This is a genomic window from Wolbachia pipientis, from assembly GCA_023052945.1.
Classification (GTDB): Bacteria; Pseudomonadota; Alphaproteobacteria; order Rickettsiales; family Anaplasmataceae; genus Wolbachia.
Genome location: CP095495.1, coordinates 1,173,208 through 1,192,224, shown reverse-complemented (window position 1 = coordinate 1,192,224; position 19,017 = coordinate 1,173,208). Strand labels below are relative to the sequence as shown.

Below are 19,017 nucleotides of genomic sequence, written 5' to 3'. Positions count from 1 at the left end.
TTATGATAAAATTATGTTAAGTTTCTATGAAGCTTCTCCTAAGAAACTCACTCAACTAACTCTTCTTGTTGAACTAATATGTAGCCAAATTCGCTCGCTTTTTTGATCAAATTTTTTACAGTTCTATCTTTATAGCGTGTTTCATAGTATTCCATTCCTTTTTCTACATATTCCTGTCCGTATTTGAGCATACTATAAAATATGCATGCCATTTTTCTTGCAGTAGCTGTTATTGCTTTTGGTGCTCCTAGTCGTTTTCTCAATCTTCTGTAGTATGCACCCAACGCACTTTTACTATTTCCTACAGAATGAGCAGCTATTCGCAAAGCATTTGCAGCACGGTTAATGACTTTACGTGTTCTTGTGTTAAACACTTTTTCCCCTGTAACTTTATTAGCAGGACTGAGTCCCAACCACGATGAAAAGTGCTTTTCTGTTGGCCATTTACTATGGTTTATACCAACTTCTGAAATTATGGTTTGTATACTTAATACATCAAATCCAGGAATTTTAGTGAAATCCATACCAGTTATTCGGTGCAGTTCCTCATACAAAGCAAAGCTTGGCTTACTTTTGCTATTTTTATTCTTTTGCTTACTTAGCTGTTTGCTTTCACAAGACTTTGTTTCAAACGTTTTATAATAGGCTTCAATATTTCTATCACATTCTGCTATTTTTTCTTGATAAATATTATATAGTTCAAATTCTTGCTTTAGCGTGAATAAGTGTTCCTCTCTATAGTCACCAGCTAACGCTTTTGCAATAGTAGACTGATCATTTTTCATTCGCACGTCCCTGAATTCTGCCAATTTTTCAGAATCTCTTTCGCCTTCAATTATAGTTTCAATGATTTTCATACCAGTTATCCCAGTAATATGACTAATAACCTTGTGTAATTGTATATTCATTTGAATTAATGCCTTCTGCATACGCAGAATATGTGTAGATGCACTTTCAGTGAGATTTTTGCGTTGCCGCACGTAACTGCGCAATACACACATCTGATTATCTGGCCTAAACGATCCATGAAGCAGTCCGTAGCTATGCAGTTGTTGGAGCCATTGGCAATCTTGAACGTCAGACTTCCTACCAGGTACATTCTTTACATGCCGTGCATTTTACCTCGAATTTGTATGACTCAAGTATTTGAAATAAAGGAATCCAATATACTCCTGTTGATTCCATAGCTACTGTTGTAACTTTACACTTTTTCAACCACTGTGCTAAGTTATGAAGGTCTTCAGTAAAGCAGCCAAATTTCTGAACGCGTTCTTCCTTCAGGTACACACACATAGTGTACAGCTGAACCAATGTCTATTCCTGCTGCATTAGGATTCACTATTTCTAATTTACTTTTTGCTTTTTTCATGGTAACCCCTACATATAATTTGTAATAGGGAAACGCTTCAGCTTGGAACGGTTGATAGTACAATCTCCTAACCGAGGTAGTCTAAATGACTCCATCAATGATTTGACCGTTCCTTCCAAAACCATGCTTGCATACGGGCACTTAGGCACCATTGAAAATGTCGGTCATAACTGCAAAGGCGCTTCCTGTACAACTATACTTGAAAACTACTAAAAACTTAAATTTGTGTGTTTCTTTCTGATTTGACAGATTTCGTCTGTTCGATGCTTGCATATTTTTTAATAATGACATATTTACTAAAAATTAAACTGCTTGTAGTAATTTAGACGGACTGTTGAAAAAACCATACGCGTCAAGTTAAGGAAAAGTGAGAGGAAAATTAGCAGAGAGAAGGAAAAATAGGGTATAAGTTCTCTTGGATAGCTTAATAGAGAGAACTTACAATGGGCAGAATAGCGTGCTTGTCAAAAAAACTCAAAGAATTCTTCAATGAAAAGGCAGATGAAATATCAGATGAGGTAGGTTTTATAAAAAGGAAAAGAAAGCTTAGAGGATCGTCGTTTATAAAAGCAATAGTTTTTGGTAATATAGGAGTTGATAATTGCAGCATAGAAACGATGTGTCAGTTACTCAACGAAGACTCAATAAAAATAACAAAACAGGGTTTAGATTGGAGATTTGCTGAAGAAGCAGTAGAATTTATGAGAAGAATGTATAATGAATCCTTATTAATATTTAGGAATAGCTTACAAATTGATTGTAAAATTTTAAAGCAATTCAAAAGCGTCAAATTATTGGACAGTAGCTACATTAGCTTGCCTAATAATATGGAAAATATGTACAAAGGATACGGCACTAGCTATAGTGATTATGAAAGCAATGCTAAGTCTAGAATAAAATTACAGATACTTTTTGACTACTTAAACCAGACGCTGGATCAACTTAATCTTACGGAAGGAATAAGGTCAGATCAGGGCTATAGAAGCCATTTAAGCAATATATCAACTAATGATCTGTTAATATCAGACCTGGGCTACTTCGTGCCAGCTTCTTTTAAACAAATTGATGAAGCTGGAGCTTATTTTGTTAGCCGTTATAAATCTGATACAAACACATATGACATCGAAACAAATCAAAAAATAGAGTTATTGGAATGTTTAGAAGGTCAATCCTTTCTAGAAAGGGAAGTGCTATTAGGGAAAGAAGTAAAAATTAAAGCCAGAATTATATGTCAAAAATTAACTGAAGAACAGTCTATAATCAGAAGAAGAAGGGCTAATAAGTTAGCAAAGTCACATGGATACACATCTTCTCAAAAGAATCAAAAATTGCTGGATTGGTCGATATTCATAACTAATGTTCCAGAAAGTAAAATTAGCGCTGAGCAGGTCTTAACAATTTACAGAGTAAGGTGGCAGATTGAATTATTATTTAAATTGTATAAGAGTCACATCAGGCTTGATGAACTTAAAGGAAAGTCATACAGAGTATTATGTGGGCTATATGCTAAATTGTGTGCAATTCTTATATTTCATGGAATATTTGGCTGTACAAAGCTGAAAGAGAATACAGAGCTGAGTTTAACAAAGGCCTTCATTGAACTAAAAAGAAGGATTAGGGAGTTGTTTTTAGCGTTAAATAGTAAAATTAATAACTTGAGAATTTTTCTGAAAAAACTTACCACAGACTGGTCACAATTTTCTATAAAGGACAGGTATAGGAAGACCAGGTTATCTACTTTAACTTCCCTAAACTTGCTTACAACTTCTTAACTTGACGCGTATGGTTGAAAAAACACTCATCTTGCATGGTTCTCAGGAATTCTTGCCTTGATCATTAAGATTGTACCATTACTTTCCCTAATTTTTTTAAATCCAACTTTTTCGTAAACACGGATTGCACGAACATTTGCTGTATCTGGGTCAACAAAAGCATTTTCAGAAACTTTAAAGACAAATTCGTTTAAAAATATATTCAAAGCTTGTGGACCAATGCCTTTGCCCACATAATCCAGCTCTCCGATATACCAGTCTATAGCAGCACAGCTTTCTGGAAGCTCAGAAGTATCGTAGCCCTGCTCAGGTAGAAAATCATGTTTGTTATAGTATTGAATATAACCAATATCAACTCCGTCACAATTAATAATGAATGCATGCATTGGTTTTTCAATAATTTGTGTCTTAAGTTTCAAACGCTTTGATATATTGCTATATTTTTTCTCAATTAACTCTGGTGTCCAATTTATATCCGCATCCCACCACTTCTTTACGTGAGGTGTTTCTAACCATTTTAATAACAGTAAAAAATGTTCTTCTTTCAACGCTTTAAATGTGATATTTTTATTCATTAATTAAAAATCTCAAATGTTACTACCATTTCTGTTAATCCTGTCTCTAATTGCCAAGTTCATTGAAATTGACATTTCCGTACCTAGTTTTCCTGATATGGTGCACTATTTTAACATATCAGAAGGCACAATTCAATTTACAGATGTGAGCGATTAACTTTCCCCGACCAATCTTTCTGCTTCATTACGTGAGATTAGTGCCTCAATAAATTCATCTAGTTCACCTTCTTTTATAATCTGCTCTAGCCGATGTGAAGTTAGATTAATTCTGTGGTCTGTTATTCTTGATTGTGGAAAATTATATGTTCTTATGCGCTCGGAACGATCACCAGAGCCAATCTGACTTTTTCTCATTGTTGACCTTTCCATTTCTTTTTTTTGTCTTTCAATTTCGTATAGCCTTGCCCTCAATACTTTAAGCGCTTTAGCTTTATTTTTGTGCTGCGATTTTTCATCTTGCTGTATTACAATTATCCCTGTTGGCAAGTGGGTGACCCTTACTGCGCTGTCAGTTGTATTCACTGATTGCCCTCCAGGACCACTGGATCTATAAACATCTATTCGTAAGTCTTTTTCTTCTATTTTAAAGTCAACTTCTTCTACTTCAGGTAATATCGCAACAGTAGCGGCAGAGGTATGTAACCTTCCTGAGGATTCAGTTTCTGGTACTCTCTGTACTCTGTGTGCTCCTGATTCAAATTTCAACCTTGCAAAAACTTCTGTTCCATTAATGAGTGCAGAAGCTTCCTTATAGCCACCTATACCTGTATTAGAAATGCTTATTGGCTCGAACTTCCAATTTCTTCTTTCTGCATATTTTTGATACATACGAAATAACATTGCTGCAAATAATGCTGCTTCTTCTCCTCCTGTACCTGCTCTGATTTCCAATATTGCATTTCTTGAGTCATCTTCATCTTTAGGCAATAATGCTAACTTTAGTTTTGCTTTTACTTTTGGTAATAATACCTTGTGCTTTTCGAAAAATTCTTCTTTTGCTAACTCTTTTATATCACCTTCGCTGTTTTCATCTTTCATTATTTCCTCTAAGTCTGAAATTTCCTCTTTCAGCGTGTTATATTCATCAATTATCTTGATTATTGGCCTGAGCTCAGAGTATTCCTTTGAAAGGGTAATGAATTCTTTTTGACTTAGATTGGTAAGGTTTTCCAAGTTCCTTTCTATATCACTAAATTTTTTCTTTAAGTCTTGTAAATTATTCTCTATATTCATATAGTACAGATCTAGCTAAGTAATATATACTGAAATAAAAAATTTCTTATATCAAGCAATAACACTATAATATATCTACTACCTTCTACTTGAATATAATGGCAAGACAGATAACATCAAGCTGCAATTTCATATTTGGAGCTTCGGACATAAAATCATTACCAGATGAGTCGGCTCCAGAGATTGCGTTTGCTGGTAGATCAAATGTAGGAAAATCCAGTTTGATCAACTTACTGATAAACAGCAAAAAAGCTGCCAGAGTTTCCTCTAAACCTGGATGCACTAGACAAATAAATTTTTATTCTATGTACAATGATAAGTTCAGACTTGTTGACCTACCAGGGTATGGTTATTCTCATGCAGGTAAGGAGGAAATTATACAATATTTAAACTTAATTGAGTATTATCTAATTCAAAGAAAAAATCTAAGAAGAGTGTTTGTGTTGATAGATAGCAAGGTAGGATTAAAAGAAATAGACAAAGACTTCATTTATTGGTTAATATATAATAATATTAACTTTAACGTTGTGCTAACAAAAATAGATAAAGTAAGTCAAAAAAGCTTAGGTGCTGTTATAGAAGATACTCAAAAATGGATTAATAATGAAAATGTGTCAATTCATCAAATAAGCATCCGTGTTAAGCATAAAATAATCAAGGTAAGAGATGAGTTTTTCAAGTTTACAAGATAAAAAAATGAAAAGTAGTGAATTTTTAAAGGGTGAAGTATCATTTGAACAAAAAGCAGAAATATTACTTGAAGTGCTGTCTAGCATACCTAGCTTTGTGGGTGAAACTTTTGTTATTAAATGTGGCAGCGTAACGATCTCAGATGAAACACTATTCTATACTTTTGTGCATAATGTTGTCTTATTAAAGCAGCTTGGTATAAATCCGGTGATAGTTCATGACGGAGAATATGAAATTAACTCAGTGTTAAAAATGCTGGGTATGGACAGTAAGTTTGTGAATGGTATCAGACTTACAGACAAAGACACTATGAAAATCATTGAAATGGCACTGTGTGGTTCAGTTAATAAAAAAATTGTTCAGCATATAAATTCTGCTGGTGGTTCAGCTATTGGATTATGTGGAAAAGACGGCAACTTAATAAAAGCTGAAAAGATAAGCACTACGCTTAAGGAAGACAGATCAAATAACATCGGAAAAATACTAGACATGGGATTCATCGGTAGGCCCACTGAAATCAATCCTGATATATTATTTTTTATTGAAGAATCAGATTTTATACCAGTTATTGCACCAATTGGTCATGGAAAAAATGGGGAAACATATCATATTGATGCCGATAGCACTGCAAGCACAATTGCAATTGCAGTTTCTGCATCTAAAATGATAACCTTTAGCGATACAGGTGAAGAAATAGATAAAATTGGTGGCAGGAAGATATCTGTTAAAAATTTAAATGCATCGATTGATTGTGGCAAAATTCAAGGAGAAAAATTTATTGGAAGGCTTATGGCATATACTAAAATGGTAGAGGAATGTGCTGGAGTTGTTCACATAGTTGATGGTAGAATACCTAATATTATGCTTGATTTATTTACTGAGAATAATTCGAGCATATCAATTGTGAGTGATTTATAATTAGACAACTACACGAATAGACTTCTCCTAAGAAACTCACTCAACTAACTCTTCTTGTTGAACTAATATGTAGCCAAATTCGCTCGCTTTTTTGATCAAATTTTTTACAGTTCTATCTTTATAGCGTGTTTCATAGTATTCCATTCCTTTTTCTACATATTCCTGTCCGTATTTGAGCATACTATAAAATATGCATGCCATTTTTCTTGCAGTAGCTGTTATTGCTTTTGGTGCTCCTAGTCGTTTTCTCAATCTTCTGTAGTATGCACCCAACGCACTTTTACTATTTCCTACAGAATGAGCAGCTATTCGCAAAGCATTTGCAGCACGGTTAATGACTTTACGTGTTCTTGTGTTAAACACTTTTTCCCCTGTAACTTTATTAGCAGGACTGAGTCCCAACCACGATGAAAAGTGCTTTTCTGTTGGCCATTTACTATGGTTTATACCAACTTCTGAAATTATGGTTTGTATACTTAATACATCAAATCCAGGAATTTTAGTGAAATCCATACCAGTTATTCGGTGCAGTTCCTCATACAAAGCAAAGCTTGGCTTACTTTTGCTATTTTTATTCTTTTGCTTACTTAGCTGTTTGCTTTCACAAGACTTTGTTTCAAACGTTTTATAATAGGCTTCAATATTTCTATCACATTCTGCTATTTTTTCTTGATAAATATTATATAGTTCAAATTCTTGCTTTAGCGTGAATAAGTGTTCCTCTCTATAGTCACCAGCTAACGCTTTTGCAATAGTAGACTGATCATTTTTCATTCGCACGTCCCTGAATTCTGCCAATTTTTCAGAATCTCTTTCGCCTTCAATTATAGTTTCAATGATTTTCATACCAGTTATCCCAGTAATATGACTAATAACCTTGTGTAATTGTATATTCATTTGAATTAATGCCTTCTGCATACGCAGAATATGTGTAGATGCACTTTCAGTGAGATTTTTGCGTTGCCGCACGTAACTGCGCAATACACACATCTGATTATCTGGCCTAAACGATCCATGAAGCAGTCCGTAGCTATGCAGTTGTTGGAGCCATTGGCAATCTTGAACGTCAGACTTCCTACCAGGTACATTCTTTACATGCCGTGCATTTTACCTCGAATTTGTATGACTCAAGTATTTGAAATAAAGGAATCCAATATACTCCTGTTGATTCCATAGCTACTGTTGTAACTTTACACTTTTTCAACCACTGTGCTAAGTTATGAAGGTCTTCAGTAAAGCAGCCAAATTTCTGAACGCGTTCTTCCTTCAGGTACACACACATAGTGTACAGCTGAACCAATGTCTATTCCTGCTGCATTAGGATTCACTATTTCTAATTTACTTTTTGCTTTTTTCATGGTAACCCCTACATATAATTTGTAATAGGGAAACGCTTCAGCTTGGAACGGTTGATAGTACAATCTCCTAACCGAGGTAGTCTAAATGACTCCATCAATGATTTGACCGTTCCTTCCAAAACCATGCTTGCATACGGGCACTTAGGCACCATTGAAAATGTCGGTCATAACTGCAAAGGCGCTTCCTGTACAACTATACTTGAAAACTACTAAAAACTTAAATTTGTGTGTTTCTTTCTGATTTGACAGATTTCGTCTGTTCGATGCTTGCATAACCATATAACATTGGGAATAGAAACGAAAAAACTTACTTGACAAACTCCACCAGCCCCCTTATCATGAAAGTGAAGCTATTTTATTTAACTTCGCAATCTCTGCAGCAGATTAAAATGACAAGAAAACTTGTATTTGGCGTACTATTGTTTAATTTTTTGCACTATGTGCACCGTATGTCTTTATAAAATTTCTAGGTTTTTACCTACATAAGCTGAAACGCGCTTATAAAGCGTTCAAGACATCACCCAACGTCAAATTTTAAAATAGAGAGTGTAATAACTAGCTACCACGGGTTTTCTATGCCTTTTTTTTCTGCCTAGTAAATTTCTTAAATATTAAAGCTAAGGTTAGTTGCCGTTTAAAAGCAGCTAAATTGCAGCGTTTAAGACTTAAAAAACGCCAATACTGAAAATAGACAATGACTAGGGCTTCTTTTGCCTTTTTTTTCGTTTGATAAATTTCTTAATGTTTGTAGCTAAAGTAACTTAAGACCTGCTGAAAAAGGTGATTGAAAAAATGATGTGAGAGAGGTAGAAGAAGAATAAGCAGATCAAGTAAGGAAAAAAAATGAGCTTTAGTTACTATAATATGAAAAAATACCCAAGAAACTTTCGTAATATAACAGGTTTAACTATAGAGGAGTTCGAAAAAGTAGTGGAAAAAGTGAGGTCTGGATGGGAAAAACAGAAAAAGTGTCATGGTAGAAGATCAAAACTACCAACTCTGGAAGATAAGTTGTTTTGCGTAATTTTGTACTATCGCACTTACATAACACATAGATTTTTAGGATGCCTATTCAATGTACACAACGCAAATGTATGTAGGTTACTTAAGAGAATAGAGCCATTACTCGCCAAAAAAGTGACTATAACAAAAGATAGAAGTATGACGCCAGAAAAAATACTGAAGATTTTGGCTGATGTTACAGAACAGCAAATACAGAGACCAGAAGATAGTAAAAAACGGAAGAAATCATATTCAGGAAAAAAAAGAACCAACACTATGAAAACTGAGATTATTATCGAAGAAGGAGGAAGAATTTTATCAGTGTCAAAGTCATACCGTGGTAGAATTAGTGATTTCCGCATAAGGAAACAAGAAAAATATTTACCACTTGATAGCATAAAACATGCCGATTCTGGATATCAAGGTTGGCAAAAATTGCAAAGCAATGTTATAATTCCATATAAAAAGTATCGTAAAAAGCCATTAACTCCAGAGCATAATAGAAGATTAGCATCATTTAGAATGAGAGTAGAAAACAAGATCCGAGAGATAAAGATATTTAAGATTATGTCGAATGTTTATCGCAATTTTCAGAAAAAATATAACCTGAGGTTCAATATTATTGCTGGTATTGTAAATCTTAAGCACGCCTTTTAGTTAACCTTGATTTTAGTCACCCTCCTTTCCTTTTTTTTATCGCTTGATTCGCAGCAGGTCTATGGTTGTTTGGGTCTGACACTGACGAATCTACATCACAAACCGATGCTAGATGCGAAGGAGAGAGTAGTAGTTGCGATTACGATGCAACGAGAATAGATGAGTAGGATAACGCAAGAGATCTCTACAAGGAAGGGTGTCATCCCAGTGCTTGACACTGGGATCCAGGAAACTTAATTGCAAGTAATGCATTGGGTCTGGTGAGTATGGGTTTTGCGTTATAGAATGAAGCACTTTTGGTGAATTTGTAAAGAAAACTGGATCCCAGTGTCAAGCACTGGGATGACACCTCTGGGCACTGCCGTCATAAAGGAACCAGTGTCAGCTATTCGGATGACACCATCTTGGATGGAAATAGAGAGGGCTTTCATATGGTTATGCAAGAGGTCTACTGAATGTAAACCAGTTTCTCACACACACATTTTACTACATGATTTGCGCTGATATTAAAATGCTTATAGAGTGCTTTATAAGATGCTGATTCTCCAAAGCTTTTCATGCCAATAAATATACCGTTTGAACCTACATATTTATGCCAACCCATTTCACTTCCGGCTTCAATTGCAACTTTGATGCTGTCATTATTTAATATCGCCGCTTTATATTCATCACTTTGCTCATCAAAAAGCCTCCAGCATGGCATAGAAACAACCCTTGTACCTATACCCTTTTCCTGCAATTTCTCCCTTGCCTCAACTGCAATTTCAACCTCGGACCCCGTAGCAAATATTGTCACTTTTAATTCTTTTGAACATTCACACAAAATATATGCACCAAACTTCGATAGATTAGTAGATTGATCGATATCAAAATAGAATTTGCGCATGTAATTGACATTTTGCCTTGAGAGCGCAAACAGTGCGGGTGACTCTTTTTTTTCGAGTGCAATGCTAACACACTCTAGAGTTTCAACTGCATCGGCTGGCCTAAAAATATACAAATTTGGTATAGCGCGCAAAGAAGCTAAATGCTCTATTGGTTGGTGAGTTGGGCCATCTTCTCCTACTCCAATTGAGTCATGAGTCATGACATAGATAACCTGCTGTTTCATCAAAGCTGAAAGACGTATAGCAGGGCGGCAATAGTCGGAAAATACCAAAAAAGTGCCACCATAAGGAAGAATCGCGCCGTGAAGTGCCATGCCATTCATACATGCTGCCATAGCGTGTTCTCTCACTCCATAGTGGACATAAGAACCACTATAATTATTACTATCTATTACCTGCATGTGCTTATATTTAGTGCAATTTGACCCAGTAAGATCAGCAGAACCGCCAACTAGTTCTGGCATATGTTGTGCTAAAAGCTCCATCACCCTGCCAAAAGAAGATCGAGTAGCTTTACTTGGCATTAGCTCACATATTTGTTTCTTGAGACCAGCAAAAACACTATCGATATTATCTGGTAAACGTTTCGCAAGTCTTCTTTGCAGTTCTTTATTTTCACTGGATTCCAGTGTCACGCACTGGAATGACACCGAATTGTTGATATTATCCGGCAAACGCTGTTTTTGAAGTTCTGCGTAATCCTCTGTTATCCCAGTTTCACTCTTTGTCATCCCAGTGCTTGACACTGGGATCCATTCTTTTTCTTCTTCACTGGTCAAGTGCTGGAACGACATCGAATTGTAATTTTGTTTTGCTCTCTCAACAGTTTTCATCCAGGCATTTTTTACATCATCTGGCACATGGAATGGTTCATAATTCCAGTTTAATTTCTCTCTCATCTGTTTGATGTCTTCCTCCGAAAAAGCACCACTATGAGCAGAGGATGTGCCAGCACGGCTTGAAAATTTTCCGATAATGGTTTTGCAGCAAATAAGCGATGGCTTTTCTGATTTTTGTGCTCGCTCTATTGCCAGGGATATGGCATCAAAATCATGGCCATCAATTTTGTCAACATTCCATCCATACGCTAAGAAGCGTTTCTCTACATCATCAGAGCAGGAAAGGCAAGTAGCGCCATCTATAGAGATGTCATTATCATCAAAAAGGGCTATTAATTTATTCAATTTAAGATGCCCAGCAAGTGATGCTGCTTCATGGCTTATTCCTTCCATAAGACAGCCATCCCCTAGCATTACGTAAGTGTAGTGATTGATTCTAAATTGCTTTTTAAGGATTGATTCAGCAAGTGCCATGCCAACAGCAGCGGCAAACCCCTGACCGAGCGGACCTGTTGTTGCTTCTACCCCGGAAATCAAGCCAAACTCTGGATGACCTGGGGTCTTGGATCCCATTTGCCTGAAGTTTTTTAGCTCATCTATGCTAGTATAACCTGTCAAATATAATATTGAGTATAGTAACATTGACCCATGACCGTTTGATAAAACAAAGCGATCTCTATTGAACCATTTAGAATCATCAGGATTATGATTCAGATATTTAGCAAACAAAATAGTTGCAACATCCGCCATGCCAAGTGGCATACCTGGGTGTCCAGAGTTTGCTTTTTGTACTGCATCAATTGATAAAAAACGGATGGCGTTTGCCATAGATTCCAAAAGTAGATGATTCATAGAAAAACTTAAAAATAAAGTATAAAAGATTATACCAGCAAAAACAAGTTGACACTGAGTGCTGAAATCCTTAATAATCTAGAGTTAAATCGTGAGAATTTTTATATGACAACTGTTATCACTAGAAAGTATAGAATCAGCCGTAGGCTTGGTGTAAATTTATGGGGTAGAGCTAAAGACCCAGTAAACAAAAGGAAATACCCTCCAGGTCAACATGGTACTCTTGGATTCAAGAAGTTATCTGACTTTGGTAAGCAGTTTGCTGCGCATAAGAAATTTAAGTTTTACTATGCGATTTCAAGTAAGCAGCTCAGACGTACATTTTTAGATGCTTATAACAGAAGGGGTTATACGGCTGATAATTTTATCGGTATTTTAGAATCAAGGCTCAGTTCTGTTTTATACCACTCTAGTCTTGTGCCAACAATTTATGCAGCGAAACAGCTCATATCTCATAAGCACGTTACAGTTAATGATAAGGTGGTCAACATATCGAGTTATCGAGTGAAACCAGGTGATATAATAAAAATAAGAGAAAGGGCAGCAAAAATCCCTGTAGTAGTAGAGGCTGAACAAAAACAAGAGCGCAAGGCTCCGGATTATTTAGAGACAGATAGTAAAGAGCATTCAGTGAAGTATTTGAGGTCACCTCAATATTCTGAGGTTCCTTATTCAGCAGACATGGAAGTCAATTTAGTAGTAGAGTTTTACTCTAGATAGATAAAAAAAAGCCCGTGTGGCGGAATCGGTAGACGCAGCGGACTTAAAATCCGTGGGTTTTGCGACCTTGGGAGTTCAAGTCTCCCCATGGGCACCAATTTAGCTTAGCAGATAAATACAAAAAAGTATGAAATGGCTTGATATAGAAGATATTGTAGAAGCTCTAGAGGAAAAATTTCCAGATGAGAATATAATTAATATCAGATTCACTGAGCTTAAAAAAAAGGCCTTGAGTTTAGAGGAATTTGATGATGATGAAAAACGCTGTAACGAGAAAATACTCGAGCCATTCAAGCAGCTTGGATTGAGGAAAGATTGACCACATAGCAATAAACCATACGCAAATGTGATTTCTATTGCAATTTGCATATTGATTATGCTATTTTTTGGATCTAGCCTGGCAAGTTAATAATAATTTAACTAATTACAATTAAAACAGCTAGAAGGTTAATTCTGAGGCAAAGATGGCAGCACAAAAATTTTTGAATAGAACGTGATTACGACTTGCCTGACAAGTGCTACGTTGAGATAAATTTTACATAAAAATACTGCTTTTACGGTGTGAGGCTAGAGGGTAGAGTTATCGTTAAAGCAGCTACAATCCCAGTTGTAACACTGGGATTGACAAACAATTGTACTCTATGTCAAAGTTATAGAATGATAAAAATTGATTTTTGAGGTTATTGTGTTTAGATTATATCAATATTGCATACATTCTAGATTACTAAATATTTGTTTAATATTGTCTATAACTGTGTTACTAACCGGTTGCTTTGCAACAATGTTTTCCGGTTCTACACAAGCAATTCAAATGAAAGTAGTAGATGATAATGGTGACTTGATAGAAAAAGTTAGATGCATCGTACATGACCCATCTGGAATGAGCCATTCTATCACATCTAACCCTGGGGTAGTGGTTATTCAGCGAGGTTCGGGTCATTGTTTGTTGACTGTAAAAAAGCAGGTTATAAACAATTAAATGTGATGGTAGGTGAAAGTTTTAATAAGGTTGTTTTGTTAAACCTACTGTGGTGGCTGGTTTTGTTATTGACACAGTTACTGGAGCTTATAAACAATATCCATCACACTATGTTGTAACCATGGAAGAGTCTGGTTCATAGCAGAAAAATGCTCAAACGTAGCGGGCCAAAGAAATTAAAGTCTATAATTGAAAATTATGCATTAAAATGCATGAAAAATAAGATTAGCAAAAATGAAATACGTCTGATTTTAAACTGGCGAAATATAGTAGGGAAAGAAATAGCAGAGTGTACAAAACCGAAAAAGATCTCATATGCACAGAATGTAAATTCTGGTGTATTGCATCTAGTAGTAACAAATGGCAGTAAAGCATTAGAAATTCAGCATATGATTTCTCTTATAATAGAAAAAATTACGATATTTTTTGGCTACAAAGCAGTATATGGTATAAAAATTAAGCAAGAGAGTATTGACTATTTGACTATATAAGGTAATCTAAGTACATAGAATAATTTGGTATATTAAAGTGAGTAGAGTTTGTGAATTAACAAATAGAAAAAAATCTTTTGGTAATAAGGTATCACATTCGAATCGTAAAACAAAGCGTACCTTTCTTTTAAATTTACATAAGGTTACGTTGACAAGTGATATATTGAATAAAAAGTTTAGATTTCGTGTGGCAACAAGAACTTTGAGAACTATAGATTACAAAGGTGATTTAGATGCTTTTTTGCTCAACACAAGAACGATTAAACTAAGTGAGAAAGCACAGAAGATAAAAAGAAGGTTGAAAAAAGTTTTAGTAAAGCAAGAGGTAGAGTTAGCCGTTTCAGATGCATAGCAAACCTCAATGGCTCAGAGCAAAAGCTCCGACCGGTGAAGTATTCAATGAAACTTTAAACACCGTTAAACTGCATAACTTACATACGGTATGTGAAGAAGCTGCCTGTCCAAATATTGGTGAATGTTGGAATAAACGTCATGCTACTGTGATGATTCTTGGTTCTGTTTGCACTCGTGCTTGTGCATTTTGCAACGTTGCAACTGGCATTCCTGATAAACTAGACCCTCATGAGCCAGAAAACTTAGCAAAAGCGATAAAAAAGTTAAACTTAAAACATGTTGTCATTACCTCTGTTGATCGTGATGATTTACCAGATGGTGGCGCAAATCAGTTTATACAGTGCATAGAAGAAATTAGAAAGATAACTTCAGAAACAACAATAGAGATTTTAACTCCTGATTTTTTAAATAAGAAAGGAGCATTTGAAGCAATTGCTGTTGCATCACCTGATGTCTATAACCACAATATTGAAACAGTACCGAGATTGTATGCAAAAATAAGACCACGAGCTCGCTATTTTCATTCACTATATTTGTTGAAGATGGTAAAGCAGATTAATCCTAAAGTTTTCACAAAGTCAGGGCTTATGGTTGGTCTTGGAGAAACAAAAGAGGAAATACTTCAGGTTATGGACGATTTGCGCAGTGCTGAGGTTGATTTTATTACAATTGGTCAATATCTACAACCAACTCCAAAACATGCAAAACTTGATAGGTATGTTACCCCAGAGGAATTTGAGCATTATAAATACGTTGCTTACTCCAAAGGTTTCTTAGTGGTTGCATCAAGCCCACTGACTAGGTCATCATACCATGCTGAAGAAGATTTTAACAGGCTCAAGGCCTGTCGTTATGTTAATTCAAATTAATTTTTACTAATTATAAAGGAGTTGAGCGACTTTACGTAATGTCTACTATAAAAATCGAGAAGAAATCACAATTAGTTAAAGAGGTATTCGATTCCGTGGCAAGTCGCTACGACACCATGAATGATATAATGAGCCTCGGAATGCACAGATTATGGAAAGATAAGATGGTAAATAGTGTGCATTTTACAAAAAACTCTAAGATTTTAGATGTTGCTGGAGGAACTGGAGATATAGCAATAAGAATAGTAAGAAAAGAGCCAAGTGCTAAGGTTACAGTATGTGACATAAATCAAAATATGCTAAGCAGAGGACGTGATAAAGCTATAAATTCAAACCAAATTAATTTTGATTGGGTATGTGCAAGTGCAGAAAGTTTACCATTTGAAGGCTCCGAATTTGATTATTGCACAATAGCTTTTGGCATTCGAAATGTTTCTGACCGCAAGAAGGCTTTAAATGAGGCGTACAGAGTGTTAAAACTACATGGGAAATTTATCTGCTTAGAATTTGCCCCTATGCACTATCAAAATGAGATATTTACCAAACTTTATAACTTATATTCATTTAAAGTAATTCCTAAAATTGGCAGCATAGTTGCTAAAGACAAGAGTTCTTATGAATATTTAGTGAAGAGCATCAGAGAATTTCCAACTCAGGCTGATTTTAAAATGGAAATTGAAGAGGTAGGCTTTAAGAATGTTGAGTTTCATAATATGAGCTATGGAATAGTGGCATTACACATTGGAACAAAATGAACATTAAACTCTGGTATAGAACGCTGGACTATTATCTTATCCTTCCAGTGTTTTTTTTGCTCACTATAAGTTTCATTCTTGTTTATTCAGCAAGCCCTGTAATTGCGCAGCGTCTTTCTTTACCACAAGATTATTTTGTACGGCGCCATACAATTTATATAGTTCTGTCACTGATTACCTTAGTAACATTTTCTTTTCTTAATACAAAAACTATACTTAACCTCTCATTCGCAGGTTTCACTTTATTTACTATTCTAGTAGCAACTGCGATAATACTTGGTATAGAGGTAAAAGGTGCGAAAAGATGGTTACATATTGTCAAAATTTCAGTTCAACCATCTGAGTTCGTAAGGCCATTTTTTTCTGTCGTTATAGCTAGTATCTTGGCCAGCGAAATGAAGTTTAAAATACACATATCAATCATAATATTTCTGTTAGTTTTTGTGTTGTTACTTTTGCAGCCTGATTTCAGTATGTCTATGCTTTTAACATATTCTTTTATTGGTCAAATGTTTATTGCATGTATACCATTTTTATACTTTCTATGTATAGTAGGAATGGTCACATCTGGAATTACAACAGCTTACTTATGCCTCCCACATATAAAGCAAAGGATTTACAACTTTGTCTTTTTTACGCAGCGCGATAACTTTCAAGTCACAAAATCATTGGAAACATTCAAAAGAGGTCAATTAACTGGAGTTGGGCCCGGTGAAGGTAGCGTAAAAACCTCTCTTCCTGATTGTCATACAGATTTTGTATTTTCTGTTTTAGCAGAAGAATTTGGTTTGATTACGTGCTTAGCCACATTGATGTTATTTGGTATCATTTCCGCCCGCTTGCTTTACGTTGCATATAGGGAAAATGAATTATTTAATCTGTTAGTGATTCTCGGTATCTCAATGCAATTCATCACACAATTCATAATAAACATAGGGGTAACACTAAGTGTTTTTCCTACCACCGGCATAACCCTGCCACTACTTAGCTATGGTGGCTCTTCTCTTTTATCTTCGAGCATCGCACTTGGCATAATGCTATCTTTCAGTAGAAATCAAGCTATTGCATTAAATCTTCGTGAGCGTGTTATGCTTGGAAGGTATATGGACTAAACTTGTACCGCTCACAACTATTATTGGTATCCCTCCAAAATGGGTATCTGTTCAGATGAGTGCAAGAGATATTATGAAATCTGAAAGAGTTATGTGGAAATTTTTCAGAAAATATTCCACTGACATGCTAAACAACAAATACATCACTATGTCGTTTATCGCAAAAACTTATATTTTTCGTAACCATTCACACTTAATTCTGCAATTCTTTCATGGAAAGACCAGTAGTTTGAGCTATGATATCAATAGAAACCCCTGCTTTAAGTAGATTTTTTGCAACTTCAATTTCCCTTTCTTTTCTACCTTCCTCTTTAGCAAGATCAAGTCTGTATTCAAGAATGGCTTCTTCTTTGCGCAGATCCATTATTCTTTCTTCATAAGCTACTAGATCTTTTTCATTCCAGTGAAACTTATCTAATTCATCATATGCTATAGCTAACCAAAGTAAGATTTCCCCGAGCGCTGAAAGACAAAATCAATAGCCGAATTAATATTGGGCCAAAAGCTTGGCAGCACTTTTCTTATGATATGCTTAATAGCAAACCAGAACTTCTCAATCGGATTTAAATCCGGTGAGTATGCCGGCAAGAACAAAATTTTACACCCAACATTTTCTATCAAATTTTTCGTTCTTGCAGATTTATGAAAGCTTGCATTATCGAGAACAATAGTCTGCCCAGGTTTTAATATAGGAACAAGTATATTTTCTACATAAGCATCAAAAATCTCGCTGTTGCAGTAGCCCTCAATTACCCAGGGTGCTTTCTTTTCCTTCATTTAGGGCTCCTATTATGCTTACCCTCTTTCTTTTAAACCCTGGTTTATCGGCAAATAACCTCTTGCCTTTTTGAGACCACCCATATTCATAAAATCTGTTGTCTTCTACTCCAGACTCATCTATGAATATCAAGTTTTCTTTTTCTATTCCTTCTATTTTTTTTATGAACTCCTTGCGTTTTTCCTCATTCCTTTCCTGATAAAGAAAAGTTTTTTTTATATGTATAGTTTACTTTTTTAAGATAATTGTAGACTGTGTCTTTACACATGTTGCCAAATTTTTCAATTATTTTCTCAATCGTAATATCTCGGTTTTCATCCAGAAATTTGACAAAGCCATCTAAGTCTTTAATTTTATGACTATGTCCCTTTTGGTAGCCTGAAGACGGTTTTATACTTCCTGTTTCTTCTCTTCTTTTCCTCCACCAGTATATAGTTTTTCTATCAATTTTGAACATCTTGCCTACTTCTTCCATAGTCATTTTTTTCTCCTCAACCACTTTTAAAACTCGTTCCCTCAGATCCTCACTTTGGCATCATTTTACCTTAATTAAAGCAGTATTATACCTTTTTACACTCCTTTGAGGAAACCTTATTTTGGTTAGCTATAGCTATACCGCCGCGGCGCTAACACGTAGCGGGATAACGGTTTTTCAAATTGTCGATAAATCTAAGTCAGTTTAGCTATAATTTTTTGCATTTAATTTGAAATTAAAAAGAGTCCAAAGGAAAGAGGAAAATAAAATACAAGGTAGTTGTTTTTATACTCACCATATAGCTGCTCATCCCCAATTATGCCTTATTCTCC

The 19,017-nt window shown here is 35.3% G+C and carries 16 protein-coding genes, 1 tRNA gene and 4 pseudogenes; 12 read left to right on the top strand and 9 right to left on the bottom strand.

Annotated elements, in window-relative coordinates; genetic code table 11:
• Window positions 1–47: 47 nt before the first annotated feature.
• Window positions 48–1,369: pseudogene (locus tag MWH06_05770) on the bottom strand (IS110 family transposase).
• Window positions 1,370–1,812: 443 nt separating this feature from the next.
• On the opposite strand from MWH06_05770, the gene MWH06_05765 reads away from it, so the two are divergent.
• Window positions 1,813–3,141, top strand: a complete 1,329-nt coding sequence (locus MWH06_05765; GenBank protein UPA54773.1) for an IS4 family transposase — start codon at window positions 1,813–1,815, stop codon at window positions 3,139–3,141.
• Window positions 3,142–3,167: 26 nt separating this feature from the next.
• Here the strand turns inward: MWH06_05765 and MWH06_05760 are convergent, their stop codons facing one another.
• Window positions 3,168–3,716 (bottom strand): acetyltransferase, encoded by a 549-nt coding sequence (locus tag MWH06_05760; GenBank protein ID UPA54772.1) that lies wholly within the window; start codon window positions 3,714–3,716, stop codon window positions 3,168–3,170.
• Between the two features lie 153 nt (window positions 3,717–3,869).
• Window positions 3,870–4,949: a peptide chain release factor 1 gene (prfA, locus tag MWH06_05755; protein UPA54771.1), complete on the bottom strand. Its 1,080-nt coding sequence runs from the start codon at window positions 4,947–4,949 to the stop codon at window positions 3,870–3,872.
• A gap of 95 nt (window positions 4,950–5,044) precedes the next feature.
• Here prfA and yihA point away from each other — a divergent pair, with 95 nt between their 5' ends.
• A complete protein-coding gene (gene yihA, locus MWH06_05750; protein ID UPA55765.1) occupies window positions 5,045–5,641 on the top strand; it encodes a ribosome biogenesis GTP-binding protein YihA/YsxC in 597 nt (198 codons plus the stop codon).
• Complete coding sequence (argB, locus tag MWH06_05745) at window positions 5,616–6,557, top strand: acetylglutamate kinase (GenBank protein ID UPA54770.1); 942 nt, start codon at window positions 5,616–5,618, stop codon at window positions 6,555–6,557. Before yihA ends, argB begins: the two co-directional genes overlap by 26 nt.
• Window positions 6,558–6,593: 36 nt before the next feature.
• On the opposite strand, the pseudogene MWH06_05740 reads toward argB, so the two are convergent.
• A pseudogene (locus tag MWH06_05740) lies at window positions 6,594–7,915 on the bottom strand (IS110 family transposase).
• A gap of 843 nt (window positions 7,916–8,758) precedes the next feature.
• On the opposite strand from MWH06_05740, the gene MWH06_05735 reads away from it, so the two are divergent.
• The gene (locus tag MWH06_05735) at window positions 8,759–9,574 is read left to right on the top strand and encodes a transposase (GenBank protein UPA54769.1); all 816 of its coding nucleotides are present in this window, start codon (window positions 8,759–8,761) and stop codon (window positions 9,572–9,574) included.
• A gap of 448 nt (window positions 9,575–10,022) precedes the next feature.
• On the opposite strand, the gene MWH06_05730 is transcribed toward MWH06_05735, so the two are convergent.
• Window positions 10,023–12,152, bottom strand: coding sequence for a transketolase (locus tag MWH06_05730; protein ID UPA54768.1), 2,130 nt, complete (start codon window positions 12,150–12,152; stop codon window positions 10,023–10,025).
• 105 nt (window positions 12,153–12,257) lie between these two features.
• On the opposite strand from MWH06_05730, the gene rpsD reads away from it, so the two are divergent.
• The 8 genes and pseudogenes from rpsD (at window position 12,258) to MWH06_05690 (ending at window position 17,432) form a co-directional block, all read left to right on the top strand.
• On the top strand, window positions 12,258–12,872 hold the full coding sequence (gene rpsD / locus MWH06_05725; protein UPA54767.1) for a 30S ribosomal protein S4: 615 nt from the start codon (window positions 12,258–12,260) through the stop codon (window positions 12,870–12,872).
• A gap of 10 nt (window positions 12,873–12,882) precedes the next feature.
• Window positions 12,883–12,969: transfer RNA gene (locus MWH06_05720), tRNA-Leu, on the top strand.
• Between the two features lie 30 nt (window positions 12,970–12,999).
• A pseudogene (gene iscX, locus MWH06_05715) lies at window positions 13,000–13,199 on the top strand (Fe-S cluster assembly protein IscX).
• A gap of 801 nt (window positions 13,200–14,000) precedes the next feature.
• Window positions 14,001–14,342 carry a DUF721 domain-containing protein gene (locus tag MWH06_05710; protein ID UPA54766.1) on the top strand — a complete coding sequence of 114 codons (342 nt, stop codon included), beginning with the start codon at window positions 14,001–14,003 and terminating at the stop codon, window positions 14,340–14,342.
• A gap of 37 nt (window positions 14,343–14,379) precedes the next feature.
• Window positions 14,380–14,694, top strand: coding sequence for a 50S ribosomal protein L28 (gene rpmB, locus MWH06_05705; GenBank protein ID UPA54765.1), 315 nt, complete (start codon window positions 14,380–14,382; stop codon window positions 14,692–14,694).
• On the top strand, window positions 14,687–15,565 hold the full coding sequence (lipA, locus tag MWH06_05700; GenBank protein UPA54764.1) for a lipoyl synthase: 879 nt from the start codon (window positions 14,687–14,689) through the stop codon (window positions 15,563–15,565). Before rpmB ends, lipA begins: the two co-directional genes overlap by 8 nt.
• Before the next feature lie 38 nt (window positions 15,566–15,603).
• Window positions 15,604–16,320: a bifunctional demethylmenaquinone methyltransferase/2-methoxy-6-polyprenyl-1,4-benzoquinol methylase UbiE gene (gene ubiE / locus MWH06_05695; protein ID UPA54763.1), complete on the top strand. Its 717-nt coding sequence runs from the start codon at window positions 15,604–15,606 to the stop codon at window positions 16,318–16,320.
• A complete protein-coding gene (locus MWH06_05690) occupies window positions 16,317–17,432 on the top strand; it encodes an FtsW/RodA/SpoVE family cell cycle protein (protein UPA54762.1) in 1,116 nt (371 codons plus the stop codon). The genes ubiE and MWH06_05690 overlap by 4 nt, the downstream gene beginning before the upstream one ends.
• A gap of 193 nt (window positions 17,433–17,625) precedes the next feature.
• Here the strand turns inward: MWH06_05690 and MWH06_05685 are convergent.
• From MWH06_05685 to MWH06_05670, 4 genes and pseudogenes are all read right to left on the bottom strand, one after another.
• Window positions 17,626–17,865: pseudogene (locus MWH06_05685) on the bottom strand (transposase).
• A gap of 2 nt (window positions 17,866–17,867) precedes the next feature.
• On the bottom strand, window positions 17,868–18,209 hold the full coding sequence (locus tag MWH06_05680) for a transposase (GenBank protein ID UPA54761.1): 342 nt from the start codon (window positions 18,207–18,209) through the stop codon (window positions 17,868–17,870).
• On the bottom strand, window positions 18,178–18,342 hold the full coding sequence (locus MWH06_05675) for a transposase (protein UPA54760.1): 165 nt from the start codon (window positions 18,340–18,342) through the stop codon (window positions 18,178–18,180). Before MWH06_05675 ends, MWH06_05680 begins: the two co-directional genes overlap by 32 nt.
• 52 nt (window positions 18,343–18,394) lie before the next feature.
• The gene (locus MWH06_05670) at window positions 18,395–18,709 is read right to left on the bottom strand and encodes an IS630 transposase-related protein (GenBank protein ID UPA54759.1); all 315 of its coding nucleotides are present in this window, start codon (window positions 18,707–18,709) and stop codon (window positions 18,395–18,397) included.
• Window positions 18,710–19,017: the final 308 nt, after the last annotated feature.